Genomic DNA, 22,630 nt, shown 5'->3' with positions numbered 1-22,630 from the left:
TCCTCACCTTCCTCCTAGTTAACCTAGGCAGTCTCGTTAGAGTTCCCACCATTACGTGTTGGCAACTAACGATAAGGGTTGCGCTCGTTGCGGGACTTAACCCAACACCTCACGGCACGAGCTGACGACAGCCATGCAGCACCTGTGTAGCGGCTCATACGAGAAGTACCATTTCTGGTACCGTCCACTACATGTCAAGTCTGGGTAAGGTTCTTCGCGTTGCATCGAATTAAACCACATGCTCCACTGCTTGTGCGGGTCCCCGTCAATTCTTTTGAGTTTCACCCTTGCGAGCGTACTCCCCAGGCGGTATACTTATCGCGTTAGCTACGGCAAAGCTGGGATTGAAGCCAGCTACACCAAGTATACATCGTTTACTGCTAGGACTACCAGGGTATCTAATCCTGTTTGCTCCCCTAGCCTTCGGGCCTCAGCGTCAGGAATAAACTAGAAAACCGCCTTCGCCACCGGTATTCCTTCACATATCTACGCATTTCACCGCTACATGTGAAATTCTGTTTTCTCCGTCTATCCTCAAGAAACACAGTTTCTGATGCAGTTCCAGGGTTGAGCCCTGGGATTTCACAACAGACTTGCGTTCCCGCCTACGCCCCCTTTACGCCCAATAAATCCGATTAACGCTTGCACCCTCCGTATTACCGCAGCTGCTGGCACGGAGTTAGCCGGTGCTTCTTTTTCTGGTACCTTCAGCTTTGCGGAGTATTGATCCGCATTGCTTATTCCCAAACGAAAGAACTTTACAACCCAAAGGCCTTCTTCGTTCACACGGCGTCGCATCGTCAGGCTTTCGCCCATTGCGAATGATTCTCGACTGCAGCCTCCCGTAGGAGTCTGGGCAGTGTCTCAGTCCCAGTGTTGGCGGTCAACCTCTCAATCCGCCTAGACGTCTTAGCCTTGGTGAGCCATTACCTCACCAACAAGCTGATATCGCATGGGCTCCTCTCCAACCGCGAGGCCCGAAGGTCCCCCGCTTTAATATGCAGTAGATGCCTACTGCTCACCACATCGGGTATTAGCGTCCGTTTCCAGCCGTTATTCCCAAGTTAGAGGCAGATTGCCCATGTATTACTAACCCTTTCGCCACTCAATACCACCAATCCACGAGCAAGCCCGCTTCATGAAGGTATTCCGTTCGACTTGCATGCCTCATCCACGCCGTCAGCGTTCAATCTGAACCAAGATCAAATTCTCAGTGAAAAAATAATCTCTTATCTTATATATATTTATAACGCGGCTCCGAAGACCGAAGTCCTCGAAGTCGCACAAGCTCTAAAGTAGCACTCACTGTTTAAAGGTGTGTGCTACGTTGTGTCTTTTGACACAGGTTTGTATATCATCTCTTTCTCGCTGTCAAAATATCCGCTCCGAAGCTCAGTGGCTTTCGGTGTTCTTTTCTCTTTACGCTTTAATCGTTATCAAGAAAGTGTAAACGATACACCAATTGCTACAATTACCACAACACCTTTTTTCTTTTTTTGCAAAAAAGTTTTCTGTCGTGAATTTTCTAGCTTCTTTTATCTCTGGTTGTTATAGTGATACTATTAAGGTGGTATTGATATATGTTGTGTTGGAAATGTGGTATTGATTTTGGTGAAATTCCTGATGGCAAGGTAGGTTTTCGGTTGCAATGTGATGGTTGTGGCAGTTGGCAGCACGTATGCATTAACTGTAATCATTACCGTATCGGCCTTCCGAACGACTGTGTAATTCCCGATACTGATCCTGTTATTGACAGGGAGGGCAGCAATTTTTGCGAATATTTTGTTTTGTGTGGTGCTGGGCCTTCGGATAGTGCTAATATTGATGATGTTGCTACTGATCTTTTTGGTGATGGTGTGTCATTGAAAGATCCTTCATCATTTAACGATTTTTTTAAGGAGTGATTATGCCTCAAGGCCCTTGGTATAAGGAAGGTTTGAATTTCGAGTGTACAGGTTGTGGTGATTGTTGCTCTGGCTGTCCCGGTTATGTATGGGTTACTCCTGAGGAGATAGCATCGATAGCACTTTTCTTTGACATTTCTGCTGAAGAGTGCATTAAGCGTTATATTCGCATTGTCAATGGCAGGTGCTCTCTTCTCGAGGACCCCAAGACCTATGACTGTGTTTTTCTTGAGGGCGGCAAGTGTACTATCTATGAGGCACGTCCTGTGCAGTGTTCGACATATCCGTGGTGGCCGAGGATTCTTACTTCTAGGGAGTCGTGGTGTGAGGAGTCCAAGAGTTGTGAGGGCATCAATGACTCTGCTCCTTGCGTATCGCGTTCTGTTATTGATGAGGGGTTACGTCGCCAGGTCGACAACATCAAAAAACTTTAAGCTTCAGACTGATAAAGGTTGCAAAGAAATATATTTTATAGTATTCTATAGCCTTTAACCCTTGATTGCGGCCTATCCTTTACCATAGAATTTTTGCAGTGGTACAGATACGAAGATGAAAGACGAGCGAATGTTAAAACATTCGCGAGGATAGAAGCAAAGTAGATGTGCTGATGCAAAAAGAGATATGGTGAAGCAAGATAAGGATAATAAAAGTAAATAAAAACAATAAGGAATGGCGAGGCTTAAGATGCTTGTTTTTAAGTAGCTGAGCTTTTAAAAAAGAAAAAAGACCTATTTCCTATAGCATCCATAGTGTCAGGCAATCTGGCTCATTTTACTCCTCGCGAATAGTTACAACTATCCGCTTGTCGTGCACTAAGCCATCTTACCTAACTCTATGGCGCTAAAGAAAAGATAGGTCACAATCACGGGTTTAAAAAGCAACAAAACGGTTCCGTGTAGTTCGGGGCTCTTTTTTTTTTGTAGTTACAATACAATATAGAAGGAGTGCTTCATGACCGACGATTCTAGTCCTGGATTTTTCTCACGATTACGCAAGATTTTATGGCCTATAGAGCGCGGGGAGTATCGCAAGCTTCTTCCTATGCTTGGGATATACTTTTTTGCGGCTTTTGCCTATCACATTCTCCGTGACATCAAAGACACACTAATTATTACTGCTGAGTTTTCTGGTGCTGAGGTCATCCCCTTTTTGAAGGTATGGGCGGTATTACCTGCTGCTGTGATTTGCACCTTTTCTTTCAACAAGCTTTTCAATCGTTATCGTTATGAGTCTGTTGGTGCTATTATTATTTCTTGTTTTGTATCATTTCTTCTTCTTTTTATTTTCGTTTTATATCCCAATCGTGATGCTTTACATCTACATAGTTTTGCTTCTTTTTTAGAGGGCATTCTTCCTCGTGGTTTTGGTGGTTTTATTATGATGATACGGTATTGGTCGTTTTCGTTATTTTATATCGTCTCCGAGATGTGGGGTGTTATGGTGTTATCGTTATTTTTCTGGCGTTTCATCAACGACAGCACGGCTATTGGCGAGGCTCCGAGGTTTTACCCTCTTATTTTGTTGAGCGGAAATTGTTCTGGTATTTTCTCTGGCCCTATCTCGTATTACGTCTCTCACAACATCAAGAGCCTTATTATTGGCGGCGATCTTTGGGAGCAATCGTTGATAATCCTCATCTTTATGTCTATTGTTTGTGGCGTTATTATTGTGGCGTTATTTCGTCGTCTTTATACTGTCTCGCCTTATACCTGCAAGGGTTTAACGCCATCGCACAAGGTAAAGATGTCTTTGAAGAAAAACTTTGCGTGTATCATGAAGTCTAGGGCCCTGCTATATATCACTATGTTGGTGTTATGTTATAATGTTACAAACAACCTCCTCGAGGTTCTTTGGAAGAATCAGATCAGGGTTCTACATCCAGAGCCTCGCGACTACAATGCATATATCAACCAGGTGACGATGTGGATAGGCATTGTTTCTGTCGCGCTCTCGTTATCTATGAGCGGCATTTTCCGTCGTCTTGGCTGGACGTTTGTTGCGATGATAACGCCTAGGATTTTACTATGGACTAGCGTTATTTTCCTTCCGTTGCTTCTTTTACGCGATTCTTTTGCTATAGGTATTACTGCGCCTTTAGTGTTGGTTGTCTTTATGGGGTCGTTGCAGAATGTCTTGATGCGCGCGTCGAAATACACTCTTTTTGATGCTACTAAGGAGATAGCTTTTGTATCTCTTACTTCTGAAGAGCGTCGCCATGGTAAGTCTGCCATTGACGGCATAGGGTCACGTTTTGGGAAGTCTGGCGGTGCTCTGTTATCCCAGGGATTTCTTATGGTTTTCGGCACATTATCGGCTAGTGCGCCGTATATCGTAGGCATTCTTATGATAGCGATAATACCGTCATTTTTATCATCGACGAAGAGGCTAGGACGTGACATTGAAGGCAAAACAGCGTAATTAATAGCGAATAGTAAAATCACTGATAACTGGTCATTGATAATTGATCAATGTAGTGGCCACAGTTGTGGTATTAGTGTTACGGCTAGGATGTAGACGGCGATGCTTAGTGTTATCCCTGCTTTTGTGTAGTCGAAGAATTTATATCCTCCTGGGCCATATATTATTGTATTTGTCTGGTATCCTATTGGCGTGCAGAACGAATACGACGATGCCAGCGCTACGGTGACTCCTACGGCCTTCATTGCTTCTATGCTGTCGAACCCTGCCTGCCGTGCCAGTTGTATCGCTATGGGGAACAATAGCAATGCTGCGGCGTTGTTTGTGATAAGCTCTGTGATAAACATTGTGATGAAGAAGATTGCGGCGATGAGGGCATATTGATTTCCGTGTACTATTGGTAATATACCTTTTGCGATATGGTATGCTACTCCTGTCTTCGCTAGTGCTGTTCCGAAGGCGAATGCCGACCCTATAAGTATTAGTACGCTCCACTTTATGCTTTTACGTATCTCATGGATGGCGATACTTTTTGTCGCTGTAAGTGCTACCACGGCGCATATACTTGCGAAGAACATAGGAACGCCTGACGTCGCTGCCATTATCATGGCGACGAGGACTCCGAACACCCACCATGCCCGTCGTGATACTCTGAGCGGCAATTTCTCTGTATGTCTTATGTAGAAAAAGTCGTTGTTATAGTCGAAATCCTGTGGCCATGGTTTATTTGAGAGCATAATGAGGACATCTCCGGCGCGAAGTTTCGTCCCTCTAACGGTACCTACGACCCTTTTTCCTTCGCGATATATTGCTAAGACTGACCCACCATAATATGTTCTGAACCGTACCTTTCGTAGCGTTTTTCCTATCCACGACGAGGTGTTTGAGATAACGACTTCGGAGAAATGTGACGACGATATATCTAGGGTGAAGTGTGGATCTACAAGAGAGTTCAGGCCTTCTATGCTGTGGAGTTTTGCGATGTCGCAAATCTCTCCGGCGAAGACGAGCCTATCTCCATCATGGATTACTTCATCGGCGCCCGGAGATGCTATGATATCACCATCACGTTCTATCTCGATGAGGAGCTCTCCAGAGAAATATTGTGGGCTTGCCGCTGCTATCGTCATTGCTATCAATGGGCATGTTTTCGTAACGCTGAACTCTCCAGTGAAGTTTTTCACCTCTTGTGCGATATTTTTTGTAGGGTCGCGGCGTTTTGGTAGGAGCCTCCTGCCAAAGGTCATCATATATATAATTCCTACGATTACACAAGGTATACCGATCTTTGCGAGCTCGAAGAATCCGAATCCTGCCGCGGGGTTTTCGGCGCGGAGGAGTCCATCGACGACGAGGTTACTAGACGTTCCTATCAGAGTACACGATCCTCCCAATATCGCTGCATACGACAAAGGTATAAGGAACTGCGAGGGGTATTTTTTTTTGTCGAGGGCCCATTTCCTCACGACGGGCGTCAGCATAAGTACTATGGGGGTATTATTTAGGAATGCCGACCCTACACTTAGCGGTGCCATAAGAGAGAATAGTTGCTTTGCATAACTTTTTGATTTCGTAAACATCTTATTAGCGAGGTAGCTGATGACACCATGGGTATCTAGGGCTCTTGCTATGATAAACAGCATAGCGAGGGTGAAGATCACATCTTTGGAGAAACCTGTGAGGAACTCTGTCGGGGTCAATATCCCTCCGAAGAGCAGCACTCCCGACCCCATAAGCATGACGATATCAGGCGGTAGCTTCTCGCTGACGAGCACGGCGATGGTAGCGACGAGGACAAGAATGGTAAGCCATCCGTGCCATCCTAGCGTTTCGCTGTAGTCTTTCATCGTAGCGACGGCTTCGACGTACTTGTCATTGCTGAGATCTGTGGATTCTTCTGCGAAGGCGCTCCCTGTGAAACAGCACAACAGTGCTATTACGACAAAGAATAATGATATCTTGCTGAACATATGAAGTTACCGATATTAATAAAAAACAAGATATACAAGAAATTTTTCTATTTTACAAGCTGGGAGTTTTAAGCAATGATCAATGATCAATGTTCAATGCTCAATGATTACAGTCCTGACTGTACGATGTCGTGCATTTTGATGACTCCGACGAGTTTGTCTCCCTCGGTGACGGGCAGGACCATTATGGGGTGTTTTTGGTCGTCTTCCATAACGTGCATGGCTTCTGCGGCGAGTTTGCCGGCTTCTATGCTTCGGGGGTTTTCCATCATAAGATCTTTCATGGGGACGTTTAGGACGTCTCCACCTTTTTCTTGTAGTGAACGTCTAAGGTCTCCGTCGGTGAAGATACCGCAAATTTTTTCTTCTTTGGTAACGACAACGCATCCGCATTGTTTGTTAGAGAGTTCTACGAGGACGTCGAAGAGCTTATCTTCTGGCGAGCATATTGGTATTTTATCGCCGTGAAGCATAAGATCGCGTACTCTCATCGTAATACGCTTCCCTATCCTTCCTAGAGGGTGATTTCTTGCGTATTCGTCTAGGCTGAAGTTTTTGGCGTGCATTAGTGCTACGGCGAGGACATCGCCGAAGATTAGCTGTATTGCTGCTGACGTTGCGGGGACGAGATCGAAGGGGCATAGCTCTTTTTCTAGGGGGAGGTATATGCTTTTGTCGCATGCTTTTTCGAGGCGGCTGTTCTCCCGTGAAACGAAGGCAATAACATAGGCGCCTTTGTTGCGGATATATGGCACGAGGTTTAGAAGCTCTTCGGTCTCGCCGCTTTTGCTGATGAGGACAAAGACGTCTTCCTCTTTGACTATACCGATATCACCATGTAGAGCATCTGTTGGTGACAGGCATAATGCTTTTGTCCCTGTCGACGTCATTGTCGTAGCGATTTTATTTGCGATGAATCCGCTTTTCCCTACTCCTGCGAAGAATATCGTCCCTTTGCATGCGAGGAATGCATCGAAGATTTCGTGAGCTTTTTTGTGGTCGAGTTTGTCAAAAAAAGCGTTGATATATTGCTGTTGTTTTTTGAAAAGTTCTTTGAGCATCGTTGTTTCCTATATTATAAGTCGCTTTCTTCTAATGCGACGCGTTCTGTGTGGCGGTATTGATCTTCGTCGAGTTCTCCCTCATTTTTTGCTACGACGACGGCGACGACGGCGTCACCGAGGACGTTTACTACTGTCGACACCATCTCTCTCAGTCTATCGACGCCGGCGATTAGTGCCAGGCCTTCGAGAGGAAGCCCTGCTGCAGTAAGCACTACCGACAGCATGATGAATCCCGTCCCTGGTATCCCTGCGGCGCCTACTGCTGACAGTGTTGCTGTCACTATTATCGAGAGCTGTGATGCCATAGATAGTTCTATTCCGTAGGCCTGTGCTATGAACAGTGCCGACACTGCCTGTGCTATTGCTGCTCCGTTCATATTAACGGTAGCGCCTAGTGGCAGTATAAAGTTCGAGAGTTTCTTCGAGACGCCAAGGTTTTCCTGTACGCAATGCATTGTTATTGGCAGTGAGGCGGTGCTGCTACTCGTCGAGAATGCGAAGGCTATAGCATCTCCCATGCCTTTGAAAAAATGTAGCGGGTTAAGTTTTGCTATGAAGAGCATCCCGCAATATACTAATAATATATGGAACACACACGCTATGAAGTTGCAGGTGAGGAATTTCCCTAGAGGCAATAAAATTTCGAGTCCAAAGGCCCCTGCCACCCATGCCATCGTAGCGCACACTCCATATGGCGCGAATTTCATTACGATGTCTGTGAGTTTATACATAACTTCAGCGAGGGCTTCGAGGACTTTAAGCAACGGCCGTGCTCTACTTCCTGCGGCGTTTATTGCTATGCCGAGGAATATTGCGAAGACGATAACCTGCAGCACCTGTCCTTCAGCGAGGGCGCGTATTGGGTTGCTTGGCACCATATTCAGTATCATGGCGGTGATGCTTGGAAGTTCCCCTAGCGTCGTAGTGCTTATGCTTTTTAGTCCTATATCGGCACCTGGGCGCATTGTTTTTACGAAGATAAGCCCTATGATTATCGCTATCGTCGTCGTCAAGAAATACAGCCCTAGTGTTTTGAATCCTATCCTTCCCAGCTTTTTGGGGTCGTGGATTGACGTTATCCCTACAGTCATCGAGGCGAAAACTAGAAGCATCACGAGCATATTTATCAGGTTCAGAAACATCGTCCCTACGGGCTTGAATATTTCGCCATGTGGTCCCAGGAAAGCTCCAGCGACGACACCGACGAACATGCCGATAACGATTTTAACCCATAGTTTCATACTTTTTAGCTCTCTTTCGTTGTCTCACGACATTGCTGCCGTGCTACGATTTTTTTTGCAATATTTTCTATGCTATGCTGCCATTCTTCTTTTCCTGCGACGACGTCGAGCTCTATACGCATCAGCGCTATTTGCAGCGGCGAAGGTATGCTTTTCGGCATCTTAACGCTGTCTTTCTCGGTACATAGCACAAGGTCACAGCCTTTATTTTTACACTCTTCAGCAAAGCGTATTATCGCCTTTATGTCAATGGCTACGTGATCGGTAACGAAGAGTTCGTCTACGACATCAGCGCCCTGAAGCTCTACTTGTCGTCGGAAATACTCTGGTTTAGCGATACCGCAGAAAATCCCTACTTTCTTACCTTTTATATCTTCTATCCTTTCGCCATCGAGGGCATATACTCCAGCGTGTCGTGGCGTTACGCCTATAATAGGTGCTACGGTATAACGGTGCAGTGCTTTATAGGCGTCGTTGTAATGCCTCTCGTCGACGATGTTATTTACGACGATGACGTCGGCACGTTCTAGTCCCCACAGCGGCTCTCTTAGGAATCCTCGTGGTATGCAGTGTCCCTTCCCGAAGAGGTCATTACCATCCATAACGACGACCTCGACATCACGGGCGAGGCGGCGGTATTGCATGCCGTCATCGAGGATTACGACGTCGGCGCCGGCTTTCGCTGCCATTTTTGCGGCACGATGTCGGTCTTTCCCTACGACGACGATGGCATTGTCGGCGTTTTTTGCGAGGAGGTATGCCTCATCGCCACACTGCCTAGCAGAATATTGCGGTCCATCGCCGTAGCTCAGCACCTGTGGCGCTGAAGCCTTCTCTGCAGGAGATTTATATCCACGTGATACTATTGCGATGTTATGATCTTTAAGCGCCTTAGCGAGGAGTAGTGTCACCGGGGTTTTCCCTGTACCGCCGACGACGATATTTCCTACGCTGACGACGGTGATGTCTGCGCTTTTTACGGCGAAGACGCCTTTGTCATACATGATATTACGTAGTATTGCTACGGTGGCGTATAGTTTCCCTAGTGGAAACAAAAGCATGCGTGCTATAGCTCCTATGATGCCATAGCGCTTTTTCCCGACGATGTCGGCCCAAACTATTCCGCCGCTTTTCTTTTTCATAGTGGTTTTATCCGAAGAGTATCTTTTCGACCATCTCTATGATGATATGAATTGCGGTCATATGCGCCTCTTGCACGCGGTCGGAAGTCTTGAATCCTGAGATCATAAGCTCTGCATCGGCGAAGCCTTTAAGCTTTCCGCCGTCTTTTCCTAGGAACGATACCGTGATGAGTTCGCGTTCTTTCGCTGCATCGAAAGCTTTGATGATATTAGGAGAGTTTCCGCTCGTCGAAAGTCCTACGAAGATATCGCCTGGCTTACCATATGCTTCGACGCCGCGAGAGAAGATGCTGTCGAAGCCAAAGTCATTAGCTACACATGTTATATGTGACGAATCGGCAAGGGCTATAGCTGGAAGCGCCATGCGATCCCCTCGGAATCTTCCAGTAAGCTCTTCGGCGAAATGCATCGCATCGCATAAGCTTCCGCCATTGCCGGCGACGATAACTTTATTTCCTTTGTTGAATGCTTCGGCGATCATTTCCGCCGTCTTTGCGATAAAAGTAAGTGATTCTTCGGTATTGAGCTGTTCAACGGCGCGTGCGCTGTCGTTGACAGCAACTGATATAGCCTCTTTCATAATAATGCGTCTCCCCTGTTTGCGTTCATGCTTTCAAGCGATGATACCCCTTTCAGACAAAAATTTCAATTGTAAAAATATTTGTTGCTAAGAGAGCTGACTATCAATATGATAAAGACAATTATCAATTATCAATGATCAATGATCAATGATAACTGAAAAAATGACCAATACTCAATGATAACTGATAAATGAAATAGGAGTATTTGATGACATTAACATATTGGGACCATGTCCACGAAGACGAAGAGACGCTACATTTCAACAAGAAGGCGTATACCGACCAGGTGCGTACTCTTTGTGATACGGCGCAGCATCGCTTCGGCCATATTGTTAAGACTTACGCGTTGATTTCGATGGCGTTCATCGTCCTCATTGCCATGGAGGGCATCTTTTTCTTAGGATTTATGACGACGCTAAGCAGGTCTTCGATGCTTGCCGTAAGCCTCGCCGTACTTTTCCTTACCGTCTTCGCATATTTTATTATGAAGCTATATATCTCCACAAAGAAGCCCGAGCAGCTACTCGATCTCCGCGAAAAATACCTCGACGCCTGTAAGGATTTTATAAAATACCAGGAAGGCCTTCCCGAACATCATATTGCTCTGGCCCATGCTGCCGTGAAGCTCGCCGAGAGTCTAAACATGCGACAATACAACTATTATATCCCACCGAAATGGCTAGACGTCGCAGCAGATACTATGGAGATGTTCAGCTGCTGGTGGCATTGGCACGACGTCCTCTCTATGAGAGAGCTTATGCTGTCCTTCGCCATCGAAGAACATATCAGTGTGATAAAGACCGAGCCAACGAACCTCGAGCTTCATGCTGCCCTCGCCAATGCATACGTCATGCTTTCGGGACTATATATCAACCCGCGCACCGTCGAAGGCTACGACGAAGACAAATGGATCCCACCGCAACGCATGTCGGCGTCTATGAAGGAGAAATTCGAGTCTACGGCACAGAAAGCCATCGAAGAGTTTACTATACTTAATGACTATGCCCCCAATGATCCTTGGGTGCATTCGCAGCTGGCATACAGCTACCACGACCTTAGGATGCCCGAGAAAGAGATAGAACAGTATGAGATTATTTTGAAACTTATGCCCGAAGACCCCGAAATCCTCTATAAACTGGGGATTTTGTATTTTCAAGAGGGTATGACGGCAAAAGGCCTGCAAATCTATGAGATACTAAGGGGCAAGAGCCAGAAAAAGGCAACGCAGCTTATCACGTTCTATGGGGTGTGAATCCACCTCGACCATCACTCTTTAAAGAATAGCTTACGCTTCCTTAACTCTATCTTTATCTTATTTTACTGTCGTTACGCACCACTCTCGCTTTATTTATGTGTTATCAAGGTTGAGCACAATGTTCTGCACAAAAAGATTGGGATGCATTTTTAAGGTGGAATAGGCATTATATTTTATTGAAAAATGCTTTGAGTGTGATCTTTATAAAAAAACTACTTGCACTTTTTCAAGAAAAGCTTTATAATAAACTTACAATCAACCATTTATATAATATAATTATGACAGAAAATATTGTTCCTACTACACGAAATACTTTTAATATACATTCTCCGGCTTTTGGAGAACATTGTTGCGAGGGCACAAAGAATCACATAAAGCTCTCTAAAACGGTTCATAAAATTGCTCTTTCTCTTTTGCTAGGGTCGACGATTTCCACTGCTGCCTTAACATTAACCCCTGTTATAGTTCCTATATCTGGTATATGGATAATGTCGGCTTTAGCAACATCTTTGACGCTATTAGCTTCTACTGCTGTGACTTCTGTTATAAAACGTAGGGCGATATATAGCACTATTGGTATTTTATCAGCAGACCCTATAGGAATTAGACCAAAGGCATTTTCTAAAAGCTATAATTCTAAATGTCAGCTATTCCCTACATTTCATACAAAGCAGTCTTTCGAATGGAAGAAAAGGCTTATCGAAAATGCGCAGCATAATATCACTCTTTCAGGAAACTATTGTGGAGGAGAAAGTTTCGATGAAATTCTTGACATTATAAAACAACAATTAGAACTAAAGCCTGACTTAAAGGTGGTAATCTTATCTTCGGATCACTTTATCACAAAAAAAAACCACGAAAAAATTGACTTTTTACAAAATGCATACCCCGATAATTTTTCTTTAGTAGAGACCCCTGTAAGGTGGTTTTTTAATCCATGGGTAAAAAAAGTTACCAACCATACAAAAGCCCTTGTTATCGACTATGGCAAATATTTTATAATGGGTGGCAGCGGAATCGAAGATAAATATGCTTACGCCAAAGGAATCGGCGACAGAGGACACATACAAAAGCCTACGCCAAAGGAAGCCGCTTCCGCTCCTCAGCGTCAAAATACGTTAACTGCTTCATGTTTTAGCCGTATTGTGAATAGCTTTTTACCTCGTGGTTTCCGTGACATGGATTTTGTCGGCAAGAGTGAGCTTTCAGAAGAAGATAGCTCGCTACCCTTTGCCGGTAAAGCCATTTATGACCAGCTTATGAAACTCGCTTTTAGATGGGAAAGACTCCAACATTATTCAACAAGCTCCGATACACGTTCTCATAAAAAAACGTTAATACATAATCTTATCGAAAAAAAGTCTCCTGAAACATGGTCATCATATCAAACAGAAATCCCTGAATTCGAGGAGGCTAAATCTGAAGCTGTTACTTTTATGAAAGGCAAAGAACCATATGATACGACCCTCGACGTAAAGCCTTCTACTGCTTCAATAGAATGTTATGCCACAGGGCCAGAGCATAAAGAGAACCCATTCCTTCAGAGAATAATTAATCTGCTTGATAATGCCAAAGAAAAAATTCATATTGGTCATATGTATTTCCATCCTCCTAAGTCCTTGCTACAAGCTCTTGCCAGAGCAGCCGATCGTGGTGTGAAGATAGTGCTTGTCACCAATGGCAACGAAAAATATAGCCCTACTGCCCACAAGGTTTTCGGAGAACGTAACCGATACAACTATATGTCGCTTTATAAATTAGTCAAGCCCGGAAATCGCGAAAATATTACGGTATATGAATACGGCAATAAACACGATGACACGCCACGCAAAACAACATATCATAAAAAAGTTATCGTTGTCGATGACGCCGTCATTGTCAGCAGTGGCAATATAGGATACAAGAGTTTACAGAGCATGTCAGACCATGAGCTGAATATAATAGCTACATCGTCTGAATTCGCACGCGACACCATAAAGGTTATTGAAAGCGACTATAAGATACGCGTCACAGGGCTTGGTATAAGGAAAGTTACCAATAGCACCACAGGTCGCACGAAAAAAATAAAAGACAAGCCTCTACCCAACCAAGAAATTGCTAAAAAGATCTCTCTTGATAAGGTACATTTAACTATTAGACAATATATTTCGGCTTACCAGCATAAAATGCTTGCATTCAGAATAGGATAATAATGCCCATGACGTCTTTTCCTGCAGTGAAGAACTCGCCCGGCCCTTCTTGCTACTGTCATCAAGATCTTTCGACGTTCTTATCCGAATCTTCTTTGCGCAGCCAGATGAGGTTCTCCGGAGATACCATCGATTATTCTGTAAAATTCCCGAAAATAAAAGTCGAAGGCATAGATATTTCATGGGAAGTATTTCAAAAACGTTTCACCTGGAAATATTCTCACGAATACTACCGTAAATTTATCATAGAAAGGACATCTAAAGATGTCTATTCTTACCTCGCCACAGGAGCCGGCCTAGTCAAACATCATCCTTTTAAAGACATCTTCGTTCCTATAGCACAGTTATCGACATCGGAGTGTGAAACATTAGAGACAAAAGCTAGCAAGTATAGCACCGCCACCTCACAAAATACTCCTGTTGACTTCATTCTCCAGGTCGTTTCGTCATGTACAAAAGAAAAAACTATCTGGGAAAGTGTTTTAGGTAAGATTTTCAGAGTGAAGCACCCTTATTTAAAAATAATATGTAATAAAGACAGCAAAGAATTAGGCCTTACAAAAGGAGCTGTTTTAGGGATCGGATTCCAAAGAAGAGGTCCTGAGCCATTCCTTCCTTTGCGGAGTGTTCAAGGATATCTTAATGCTCCTGATTCTCATGCATATCGTCTCTACGAGAAGAAAACCGTGACAAATATCCCTTTAAGCGAATGTCAGGCCAAAAAGACCCTTGATTTTATTAAAGCATATAACAAAGGAGCACGATTTCAAGTGCTGCATAAAAACTGCACTTCTTTCGTAGCTAGTGTCCTAAAAAATATCGGTATACAGGTGCCTTGCAGGGCATTGTCTTTCACTATAGTAAAGATCGTGCTAATCAACTTTTTCTCGAGGCTAGCGTCAAGAACGAGGCTATCCGATAGCATTGAAAATATATCACTCTCAGTAAGGCGTATTTTCATTGGTTTATCCGGAAAGGACAGTACGCCACCCATTATTATTCACAAAGCCTCAGAAAAAAAACACACCCTGCGCCTTCCGAAACCGAGTAAGAAATGCGGAATGTTTTTGGGTATTGATTTACCATATTTATTGCATGAATGGCAGTTAGAACAACCGTCAACGACTAGACAGTCGAAAACTTCTACCCCAGAATCTCATACCAGTTAACCCATGATTGTGATCTAATCTCGTCTACCGCGGCATTTTAGTAATTTAGATGTTGATTTACATGCCGAAGCGCAACTCTTTAGAGCTGGGCAAGGCATGTAGATCAACAGATGAGTTGCTAAAATATTGTGGTTGGCGAGATCAGGTCGCAATCATGGGTTTAATAACGCCGATGACGATACCGACGATAGCCAGTCCTATAGCTATCCAGTGAATTTTCTCCTTATAGAGGAGTTTACCCCATATGTTACATACGGCGATGATTGTAACGCTATAGGCGGGGAATATCATAGCATGTTCTAGGGTTCCTGCGTTTTGTACGCTTTCGATAAGGCAATACGTCCCTATGCCAAGCAATCCTCCTGCCAAGAAGGCATACACCCATTCTGCTGGTTTCGGCCATTTCGACGTCTTTTTCCAATATATAATGGCGTGGATTATCGATGCTGCGACGAAGATCATCGGCATAAACCATTCGGCTTCGTTGGGGTTTAGGTGAAAAGGGATAAGCGCGCTATATGGAATGCCACCTTTTAACATAAGAGCTTGCCAGCTGAGGAACGACATAAAAAGAACGTTTAGGCAGAAAAGCGTGGCGACGAACGCCATCCACGAGATCTGGACGCCATGTTTCCGCGAATGTTTCACCGCACAGAAAAGCCCTACGATGACAAGCGCCGAGCCTATGGCGTTCCACCAGTGGTATCCGTGTCCGAATGCGGCTCCGAAGACGACAAACATCACGATAGCAGGGACTACCGATGCAGAATTAAAGACAGCGAACGTCAGCCCTGAAGGTCCACGCTGTAGAGATTTCCCCAGTGCCCACAGCACAGCTCCTATTATAACGCCCCCTATCAGCCCAAGGACTGCAACTGTACCATTCCATGTATAGTTGTCCATGCGTACGGGGTTCAACAAGACGGCAACTACGGCGCTAAGCGGCAGCTGCAGCATGAGGAACCCTCGGCTAGAGCCTCCGGCGTCGATGCTACGACGCATACAAAGGTTCGCCATGGCGGTACATACTCCGCCGAACATCACGATAAATATCGACATGTGAATTCTCCTTCTCCGAATTCCGATTTTTTTTACCATAGAGCCACGGAGGACACAGAGAGGGAAAACAGGAAAAAGAAAATTGCTGGGGAAATCTCCCCCAGACCCCTGTTTTTGAACAGTGAACTTTTTAAAGTCCTCGGGGTTCTAGGGGCGAAACCCCTGGCCCGCCCTATTTCCTCTCTGTGTTCTCCGTGGCTCCGTGGTAGTCTATTCCTACTCCGAGCTTTATTTATTTATATCAAATTTTTTACTGTATCAATAAGCTTTTGGCAGCGCATATCGCAAGCGGCTACGCCCTCTTCGAGATCGTCGAAATCTTTCATGACGACGCTGCAATATAGCTTTACTTTAGGCTCCGTCCCCGAAGGACGTACGACGATTCTACTTCCGTCGGCGAGCCAGAAACGCAAGACGTCAGACTGTGGAAGATCTATCTTCTCAGTTTTTCCTGTGGCGAGTTCTGTCTTCGTCAGCGTTTTATAGTCTTCTAAGGCGGTGACAGCGACATCGCCGAAATGCGTAGGCGTTGCTTTGCGCATCGTGGCCATGACCTTCTTCATCTGCGCCATACCTTCTTTCGTCGGTGGGAATTTCAAAGATTCTAGCTTTTCGCGGTGTATGCCGAACATCTTATAAAGGTCGTGAAGGACGTCTATGAGCGTCTTACCCTGAAGTTTTGCGTGTAGAACGGCTTCACAAACCATCGCGGAGGCAATTATAGCGTCTTTGTCGCGGACGTGTGTTCCGAGGAGGTATCCGTAAGAGTCTTCGCCGCCGAAGATATACCGATATCCGTCATTTTGTTGCTCCCATTCGTGGATCTTCCCTGCATAATATTTGAAGCCACACAACACATCGAAACAAGGTCTCCCATACGCCTCGGCGATGGTACGGAAAAGCTCCGTCGTCACTATCGACTTGATAAAAGCAGCGTCTTCAGGAAGGGCGTCGTGGGACGTCAGACCCTCACAGACGTGATACATAAACAGACACCCCAGCTGGTTGCCGTCGATAAAACGTGGCTCACCACCGTGCATAACGACAACACCTACTCTGTCAGCATCAGGGTCGGTGGCAATTAAGACGTCGGCATCATTATCGATCATCTTTTTTATCCCAAGCTTCAGCGCCGACTGTTCTTCAGGGTTTGGAGATTCTACCGTAGGGAAGTTGCCGTCTGGGACATTCTGCTCTTCGACAGGGATCATGCCAGTAAAGCCCCATTCCTCAAGAAGTCGAGGGACAAGCGTCACGCCGGTACCGTGAAGCGAAGAATATACGACTTTAAGGTCTTTTCCATGGCTTTTATTGTCTTCGGGGTATATCACAAGGTCTTCGACAGCAGAAACATAGGCGTCATCGATGTCGGTGTCGACGTCTTCGACAAGGGCGCCATCATCGGCATACTTTACCATCGACAGGTCCGTGACCTTGTTGACCTCTTCGATGATACCCTTATCATGAGGGGCGATTATCTGTCCGCCATCGCTCCAATATACCTTGTAGCCGTTATATTCTTTGGGGTTGTGCGACGCCGTGATGACAATAGCGGCATTACAGCCTTTGTGTCTGCATCCGAACGACACCAAAGGCGTAGGGCGTAATGCACTAAAACGATATACCTTGATACCATTGCCAGCGAGAACACGCGCAGCCTCCATAGAAAAGATATCGGAATTATTACGAGAATCATAGCCGATAATAACAGAAAGTCCGTCTTCCCCAGGAAACTGCTCCTTAATATAGTTCGCCAGCCCCTGCGTAGCAGCACGTACAGTGTATACGTTCATCCTATTACTACCGACACCCATAATGCCCCTTAAACCCCCAGTGCCGAACGTCAGCGACGTGTAAAATGCGTCCGTTACCGCCTGCGGGTCGTCGTCAAGAAGGCTCCTGATCTCCTCCTTAGTCTCTTCATCATAATCGCCGTCAAGCCAAGACATCACATTCTTCCGCGTCTGCTCATCAAAAGCCCCAAGATCTACCGTCATAACAACACTCCAAATAAATACTAAAAAATCGACAACGTTGTAACGTAAAACATCCTCCATTGTCAACCTCATTTAAGGGGAGGGACCCTGCCCTCACCTTAAAATCCCCTCCCGCAAGAGGAGAAGTTCTCCTCTTGACTCCCCAATAACTATCGCACAGCCTATTTCTTCTCTCTCATCGCTACGTTATCTGAAATGCGCCAGCTAAAAAAGCGCTTAGCCCTCTAAGGAGGGCTCATTTTCGGCTTACGCCAAAAATACCTGCGCTTTCTTGCAAGAACTTAAAAAGTCATGATGACTTTTTTAGTGCTTCTGACTGACGCTCTGCGCAAGCGATTCCCGCCATCGGCGATTTTTGCTAATCCGCAAAAATCCTCTCCTCTGCGGGATAATAAACCGTTAGTTTTTCTCGACAGAGCACAATAAAGATGTCATAATAACAGTATGTATTTTAGGAGATAAAACTATGTGGGAGATTATTGATACGGGGAGTGGATCTGCCGAGGAGAATATGCGGTATGACAAAGAGCTTCTTGATGCTCTTGGCGAGCGCGACAAGTCTGTGCTGCACCTATATGAATGGGCGACGCCATCATATACCTACGGGTATTTCTGTAAGCCTAAGGATTTACTAGACCTCGATGCTGCAAAGCGTCATGGTCTTTCAGGCGCGCAAAGGTCTACCGGCGGTGGGATAATACTGCACACCCACGACATGGCTTTCTCGGTACTGGTGCCAAGGTCTTCGGAGTTCTTCTCAGAAAATACGCTAGAAAACTATCGTTTCGTCAATAACATCGTTATAGAGGTACTGAAACCTTTAGTCGACGACAAAATTTCTTTAGCATGCGATGCGCCATCACCGCCACCGACATTCTGCATGGCGGCGCCGACACAATATGATGTCATCGACAGCAACGGGAAAAAGGTCGCGGGGGCAGCACAGCGCACGACGAAACATGGCTTTCTCCATCAAGGGACGATATCGATCGCTATGCCTGACAACGATATACTTATAGACCTCATAGGAGATGACGCCGCAGAAAATATGCAAAAAGCAACATACGTTATGGCGGCGCCACTAGAAAAAGCTCGGAAGCATATACGACAAAGGTTGACAGAGGTTGTTGAACGACAACTATAATTCCTCTATATCGTCGTCAGCATCTCTAGTATCGCCAACAGATCTATCTATGATTCTATCGTAAATATCTCCCAGCATGCTTGCTTGTTCTTTTTGCGACGTTATACGGTGTGATTTAAAAACTTCCTCGCATTGTTCATCTTGCAAACATGTCGCTATAAAATCATCTTTCTCTCTAATATCACTATATGTAGCAAAATTGTTACCAGCTTTAAATGCTATCGCATTTTTACAAATAACATACTGCAAACGTCGACATGCGTGAACTGGGCTGGCAAAAAGCGCCATAAGCGTCACAAGAGCAGCTTCGACAAACGCTTTTCCATAGTTCACCTGGCCCTCAGGATGTTTTATATTCTCTCGAGAAACCTGATTAACAACATCTTCTTGATTGGCATTACCTTCAATCGTATTGTCAGGGTTATTTTTTACATTTTTAGAAAACAACCCCGCAATATTTTCAAGACTAGACTGAAAATATTTTGCATTAGAAACCGCACCGTTAGTTATAACTTGATATTGGTTTTTTACTCCTTCTAACATAGTATTCTCCTTAATAATAAATAATACAACACCTCGATGTGCTATACAGCACCTCGAGATTTGCATCCGGCTTATCTTTTACTCTTTTTCTTGCTCTTCTTCTTAAAAAGCTTCGTAAAAGTTTTCTTTACTTTCATTTTTTTCCAAAAACTCTTTGCTTTTCTGCATAGTGTCTTCATGGTCTTTTTACCAACAGATTTAGATTTTGGTTTTGATTTTGGTTTTGAAATACTCTTCGTCATAGAAATGTTCCTCTTTCCTTTATTTGTTAGTTAACGTTCGAGCTCTTTTCGTGCCCTATATTAAGTATAGCTATGTAACGACTCATTTGTCAAGTCAATTTTTGATTTTGAGTTAATATTGGTGAACAAAAGGCGCAGCAAAGGTTTGGGGCTGTGATATTTTTGGGCATATATAAAAAGTCTTGTAGAATTTCCTTTGAAGGGTTAAAGTTTATGTTCTTTATAACCATGTCACGAGAGAGTTTATATGTTAGGATTTTTTAGAAAACATCAGCGAATCTTCTTTTTTTTCATCACTATAGTCATAGTCATATCGTTTTCATTTTTTGGGACATACAGTTCTATGAGTCGCGATTCGGCATCTTCGCCAACGGCATTCACTGCTGTTGATGGCAGTAATATCACGAAGTCTAAGCTCAATGCTTTGACACATTTTCTTTCTACTGACATCAACGATCAGTTCTTTTTCCAGAAGGTGTGGGGCATCAATGCTCTTAATGATGGTGTCATTACCAAGGACTTCATGTCTACGGGTCTTGCTTCCATGATAATGAGTCGTTATTCTTCTGATCTTCACGACGACCTATCTTCGCGGCTAAGTCACGAGCGGAAATTTGTTCCTTACACGCATCCTTCAGCATCGTTCCTCAATGCCGGCAACATATGGTCGTATTTCGCTACAGACATTGCCGAGAACTACAACGGCCTTATGCGCTGTGGTGATGCACTCAGTGCTTCTGCCATAGACCATAGGATTGCTCTTTTTCTTGCGGAGCGTCGTTTTTCTCCTGCGAACCTTATGCAAATGATCCGCTACCAGGAGCAGAGCTATGAGGGCGTCGTCGGTGATACTTCTCTTCAGCACCAAGATCTTTCTCTTTTCGGATACCATACTACCAAAGACTGGTTTGGCCAGACGTTTTTGGACCTTGTCGGGCAGGTTATCATCAACGCCTCTATCGTCGCTGAAGAGCGCGGTTATGTCGTCTCTGATGCAGAAGTCCTCGCCGACCTCATCAAGAACAGTAACGCTAGTCTTTCTGCTTTAAAAGAGCGTAAGTGGGTATCGTCGTCTACCTCTAACGAAGAATATTTCAAAGAGCAGCTGGAGTCTATGGGTTTCAACGTCGACATCGCTCGCAATGTATGGCGTAGTGTCATGCTTTTCAGAAGGCTTATTAATGAGAGTGGTGATTCTGTCCTTGTCGATGCCCTTCCTTATAAGGCTTTCTATGAATATGCCAGCGAAGCAACCGACATCGAGATATATTCTCTTCCTGTGGCTTTACAGCTACGCGACTTCACCGATCTACAGAAGCTTGAGGTATATTTGCATGCTGTGGCATCTCCAACGACGAAGTATACGCCATCACTTTCTATGCCGACGAAGTTCTTATCTCCTGATGTCGTCGAGAGAAAATACCCTGAGCTTGTCCAGCGAAGGTATCGCGTCTGTATAGCAAGCGTCGACAAGCGCGCTCTCCAGGTTCGTGTCGGCGTCAAGGAGACTCTCGACTGGCAGCTTTCTGATGAAAACTGGGATGTTATTAAGGTGGAGTTCCCTGTCCTTGGCACCAAGTCTGCAGAAACACGCAGCGACCGTTTTCAAGCGCTTAGCGTTCTCGATGATGATACAAGGGCGGCGATCGACACTTTCACTAGGGGTATCATCGTCGACGCCCATCCAGAGTGGCTCGAAGAAGCTCTCGGCGCCAAAGAGCCTGAAGTTAAGATTATGACGATACGTTCTGGCGGCGAAGAATTCTCTCCAGAGAGCCGTAAGAAGTTCGTCGATCTTCTCAATGCCGCTCCTATTGGCGACGAAGAGATCACTGCCGAGAAGCAAGAGGTTCTCGATGCTCTAAAGAATTTCTCTGCCGACGGCAATGTTGTTTCTAATATAACTGTTTTCGACCGTCTTTCTGATAAAGAGGTCGTCTTCTTCTCTGAGGCTTCGCGTGACGGCACCCTCGACGCTATCGTCACCAAGAAGTTGAAAAGCTACTATAATGACATACGCAATAGCGTCTCGAAATACAAAGACAGCGAAGGTTCTTGGAAGTCTTTCGACGAAGTACGCCATGATGTTGCCGAGAGGTATTTCAAAGGCATCATCGCCATGGTCCATAAGGACTATATCGCCGACGGCTCTAAAGTTTCTGACAAAGCCACTGCCGACTTTGCCGTACAGCACAGGCTATATCGTCATGTAAATATGGTCAAAGGCAAACTCGTCACTGGCGCCGACGATGCCGAAAGTCATGTCACCGCCGAATCTGTCCGTGATACCATCGCCGGGAAGCTTGTCGCCAGCGCGCCGTTACACTTCCAGTGGTGCCTCGAGAAAAACGAGCTCGCTGTAACGAGAAGCGAAGCGATGACAAAGAGTTTCATCATCGGAGACATTTTCGCCATGCCTCAAGGATCATGGTCGAAAGTCGCTACTCCCGCGAGTGGGATGGTATCGTTTTTCACTGTCCTAGACAAAAGCGCCGCCACGGTATCTCTTGCCGATAAGGTCGAAATGGGACGTAAGCCTTTAGCATACGACGCCCAGCGGTATATGATGGACACCTTATTAGATGATATTTCTGACAAAGGAGCTATTTCGTTGAAGGCGGAGAAAACAGACGACGATAATTCAATGATCAATGATCAATGAAAAGGCTCTGTGGTGAAAAATCCTTGTTTTGTGTTGAAGGACATGGAGAT

17 protein-coding genes and 1 rRNA gene are annotated in these 22,630 nt (G+C 45.1%); 8 read left to right on the top strand and 10 right to left on the bottom strand.

The window, feature by feature from the left end:
- A 16S ribosomal RNA gene (locus tag HN980_04435) occupies positions 1–1,215 on the bottom strand; the annotation flags it as partial.
- A 365-nt stretch (positions 1,216–1,580) separates the two neighbouring features.
- On the opposite strand from HN980_04435, the gene HN980_04430 reads away from it, so the two are divergent.
- The 3 genes from HN980_04430 to HN980_04420 all read left to right on the top strand — a co-directional run bounded on the left by HN980_04430 (position 1,581) and on the right by HN980_04420 (position 4,322).
- On the top strand, positions 1,581–1,904 hold the full coding sequence (locus HN980_04430) for a hypothetical protein (GenBank protein ID MBT6928723.1): 324 nt from the start codon (positions 1,581–1,583) through the stop codon (positions 1,902–1,904).
- 2 nt (positions 1,905–1,906) lie between these two features.
- A complete protein-coding gene (locus tag HN980_04425) occupies positions 1,907–2,338 on the top strand; it encodes a YkgJ family cysteine cluster protein (protein ID MBT6928722.1) in 432 nt (143 codons plus the stop codon).
- Positions 2,339–2,855: 517 nt separating this feature from the next.
- Positions 2,856–4,322 carry an NTP/NDP exchange transporter gene (locus tag HN980_04420; protein MBT6928721.1) on the top strand — a complete coding sequence of 489 codons (1,467 nt, stop codon included), beginning with the start codon at positions 2,856–2,858 and terminating at the stop codon, positions 4,320–4,322.
- A 47-nt stretch (positions 4,323–4,369) separates the two neighbouring features.
- Here the strand turns inward: HN980_04420 and HN980_04415 are convergent, their stop codons facing one another.
- From HN980_04415 to gmhA, 5 genes are all read right to left on the bottom strand, one after another.
- Positions 4,370–6,292: an SLC13 family permease gene (locus tag HN980_04415; protein ID MBT6928720.1), complete on the bottom strand. Its 1,923-nt coding sequence runs from the start codon at positions 6,290–6,292 to the stop codon at positions 4,370–4,372.
- Between the two features lie 107 nt (positions 6,293–6,399).
- Positions 6,400–7,353, bottom strand: coding sequence for a KpsF/GutQ family sugar-phosphate isomerase (locus tag HN980_04410; GenBank protein MBT6928719.1), 954 nt, complete (start codon positions 7,351–7,353; stop codon positions 6,400–6,402).
- Positions 7,354–7,367: 14 nt separating this feature from the next.
- Positions 7,368–8,597, bottom strand: a complete 1,230-nt coding sequence (locus tag HN980_04405) for a dicarboxylate/amino acid:cation symporter (protein ID MBT6928718.1) — start codon at positions 8,595–8,597, stop codon at positions 7,368–7,370.
- A gap of 5 nt (positions 8,598–8,602) precedes the next feature.
- On the bottom strand, positions 8,603–9,739 hold the full coding sequence (gene lpxK / locus HN980_04400) for a tetraacyldisaccharide 4'-kinase (GenBank protein MBT6928717.1): 1,137 nt from the start codon (positions 9,737–9,739) through the stop codon (positions 8,603–8,605).
- Positions 9,740–9,746: 7 nt separating this feature from the next.
- The gene (gene gmhA, locus HN980_04395; protein MBT6928716.1) at positions 9,747–10,319 is read right to left on the bottom strand and encodes a D-sedoheptulose 7-phosphate isomerase; all 573 of its coding nucleotides are present in this window, start codon (positions 10,317–10,319) and stop codon (positions 9,747–9,749) included.
- Positions 10,320–10,675: 356 nt separating this feature from the next.
- Here gmhA and HN980_04390 point away from each other — a divergent pair, with 356 nt between their 5' ends.
- From HN980_04390 to HN980_04380, 3 genes are all read left to right on the top strand, one after another.
- Positions 10,676–11,572, top strand: a complete 897-nt coding sequence (locus tag HN980_04390) for a hypothetical protein (protein ID MBT6928715.1) — start codon at positions 10,676–10,678, stop codon at positions 11,570–11,572.
- A gap of 281 nt (positions 11,573–11,853) precedes the next feature.
- Positions 11,854–13,764, top strand: a complete 1,911-nt coding sequence (locus HN980_04385) for a hypothetical protein (GenBank protein MBT6928714.1) — start codon at positions 11,854–11,856, stop codon at positions 13,762–13,764.
- 8 nt (positions 13,765–13,772) lie between these two features.
- Positions 13,773–14,933 carry a hypothetical protein gene (locus HN980_04380; protein ID MBT6928713.1) on the top strand — a complete coding sequence of 387 codons (1,161 nt, stop codon included), beginning with the start codon at positions 13,773–13,775 and terminating at the stop codon, positions 14,931–14,933.
- A gap of 141 nt (positions 14,934–15,074) precedes the next feature.
- On the opposite strand, the gene HN980_04375 is transcribed toward HN980_04380, so the two are convergent.
- Together HN980_04375 and HN980_04370 are read right to left on the bottom strand one after the other, a co-directional pair.
- On the bottom strand, positions 15,075–15,992 hold the full coding sequence (locus tag HN980_04375) for a hypothetical protein (protein ID MBT6928712.1): 918 nt from the start codon (positions 15,990–15,992) through the stop codon (positions 15,075–15,077).
- A gap of 236 nt (positions 15,993–16,228) precedes the next feature.
- Entirely contained in the window at positions 16,229–17,989 is a 1,761-nt protein-coding gene (locus tag HN980_04370; protein MBT6928711.1) for a phospho-sugar mutase, read from the bottom strand.
- Positions 17,990–18,455: 466 nt separating this feature from the next.
- Between HN980_04370 and HN980_04365 the strand changes: the two genes are divergently transcribed.
- The gene (locus tag HN980_04365; GenBank protein ID MBT6928710.1) at positions 18,456–19,133 is read left to right on the top strand and encodes a hypothetical protein; all 678 of its coding nucleotides are present in this window, start codon (positions 18,456–18,458) and stop codon (positions 19,131–19,133) included.
- Here the strand turns inward: HN980_04365 and HN980_04360 are convergent.
- Entirely contained in the window at positions 19,128–19,676 is a 549-nt protein-coding gene (locus HN980_04360; GenBank protein ID MBT6928709.1) for a hypothetical protein, read from the bottom strand. The genes HN980_04365 and HN980_04360 overlap by 6 nt on opposite strands.
- A gap of 71 nt (positions 19,677–19,747) precedes the next feature.
- Positions 19,748–19,918, bottom strand: coding sequence for a hypothetical protein (locus HN980_04355; protein MBT6928708.1), 171 nt, complete (start codon positions 19,916–19,918; stop codon positions 19,748–19,750).
- Between the two features lie 343 nt (positions 19,919–20,261).
- On the opposite strand from HN980_04355, the gene HN980_04350 reads away from it, so the two are divergent.
- Positions 20,262–22,580 carry a hypothetical protein gene (locus tag HN980_04350; GenBank protein MBT6928707.1) on the top strand — a complete coding sequence of 773 codons (2,319 nt, stop codon included), beginning with the start codon at positions 20,262–20,264 and terminating at the stop codon, positions 22,578–22,580.
- The last annotated feature ends 50 nt before the right edge of the window (positions 22,581–22,630 follow it).

This window comes from Waddliaceae bacterium, assembly GCA_018694295.1.
GTDB lineage: Bacteria > Chlamydiota > Chlamydiia > Chlamydiales > JABHNK01 > JABHNK01.
This window is presented reverse-complemented; position numbering and strand designations above follow the sequence as displayed.

What these genes read in the sequence shown, in the direction of transcription:
- HN980_04410 (MBT6928719.1), bottom strand. Translation starts at nt 7,353, where the DNA reads ATGCTCAAAGAACTTTTCAAAAAACAACAGCAATATATCAACGCTTTT.
- HN980_04355 (MBT6928708.1), bottom strand. Translation starts at nt 19,918, where the DNA reads ATGACGAAGAGTATTTCAAAACCAAAATCAAAACCAAAATCTAAATCT.
- HN980_04420 (MBT6928721.1), top strand. Translation starts at nt 2,856, where the DNA reads ATGACCGACGATTCTAGTCCTGGATTTTTCTCACGATTACGCAAGATT.
- HN980_04390 (MBT6928715.1), top strand. Translation starts at nt 10,676, where the DNA reads ATGGCGTTCATCGTCCTCATTGCCATGGAGGGCATCTTTTTCTTAGGA.
- HN980_04425 (MBT6928722.1), top strand. Translation starts at nt 1,907, where the DNA reads ATGCCTCAAGGCCCTTGGTATAAGGAAGGTTTGAATTTCGAGTGTACA.
- gmhA (MBT6928716.1), bottom strand. Translation starts at nt 10,319, where the DNA reads ATGAAAGAGGCTATATCAGTTGCTGTCAACGACAGCGCACGCGCCGTT.
- HN980_04415 (MBT6928720.1), bottom strand. Translation starts at nt 6,292, where the DNA reads ATGTTCAGCAAGATATCATTATTCTTTGTCGTAATAGCACTGTTGTGC.
- lpxK (MBT6928717.1), bottom strand. Translation starts at nt 9,739, where the DNA reads ATGAAAAAGAAAAGCGGCGGAATAGTTTGGGCCGACATCGTCGGGAAA.
- HN980_04375 (MBT6928712.1), bottom strand. Translation starts at nt 15,992, where the DNA reads ATGTCGATATTTATCGTGATGTTCGGCGGAGTATGTACCGCCATGGCG.
- HN980_04385 (MBT6928714.1), top strand. Translation starts at nt 11,854, where the DNA reads ATGACAGAAAATATTGTTCCTACTACACGAAATACTTTTAATATACAT.
- HN980_04405 (MBT6928718.1), bottom strand. Translation starts at nt 8,597, where the DNA reads ATGAAACTATGGGTTAAAATCGTTATCGGCATGTTCGTCGGTGTCGTC.
- HN980_04365 (MBT6928710.1), top strand. Translation starts at nt 18,456, where the DNA reads ATGTGGGAGATTATTGATACGGGGAGTGGATCTGCCGAGGAGAATATG.
- HN980_04380 (MBT6928713.1), top strand. Translation starts at nt 13,773, where the DNA reads ATGACGTCTTTTCCTGCAGTGAAGAACTCGCCCGGCCCTTCTTGCTAC.
- HN980_04430 (MBT6928723.1), top strand. Translation starts at nt 1,581, where the DNA reads ATGTTGTGTTGGAAATGTGGTATTGATTTTGGTGAAATTCCTGATGGC.
- HN980_04350 (MBT6928707.1), top strand. Translation starts at nt 20,262, where the DNA reads ATGAGTCGCGATTCGGCATCTTCGCCAACGGCATTCACTGCTGTTGAT.
- HN980_04360 (MBT6928709.1), bottom strand. Translation starts at nt 19,676, where the DNA reads ATGTTAGAAGGAGTAAAAAACCAATATCAAGTTATAACTAACGGTGCG.
- HN980_04370 (MBT6928711.1), bottom strand. Translation starts at nt 17,989, where the DNA reads ATGACGGTAGATCTTGGGGCTTTTGATGAGCAGACGCGGAAGAATGTG.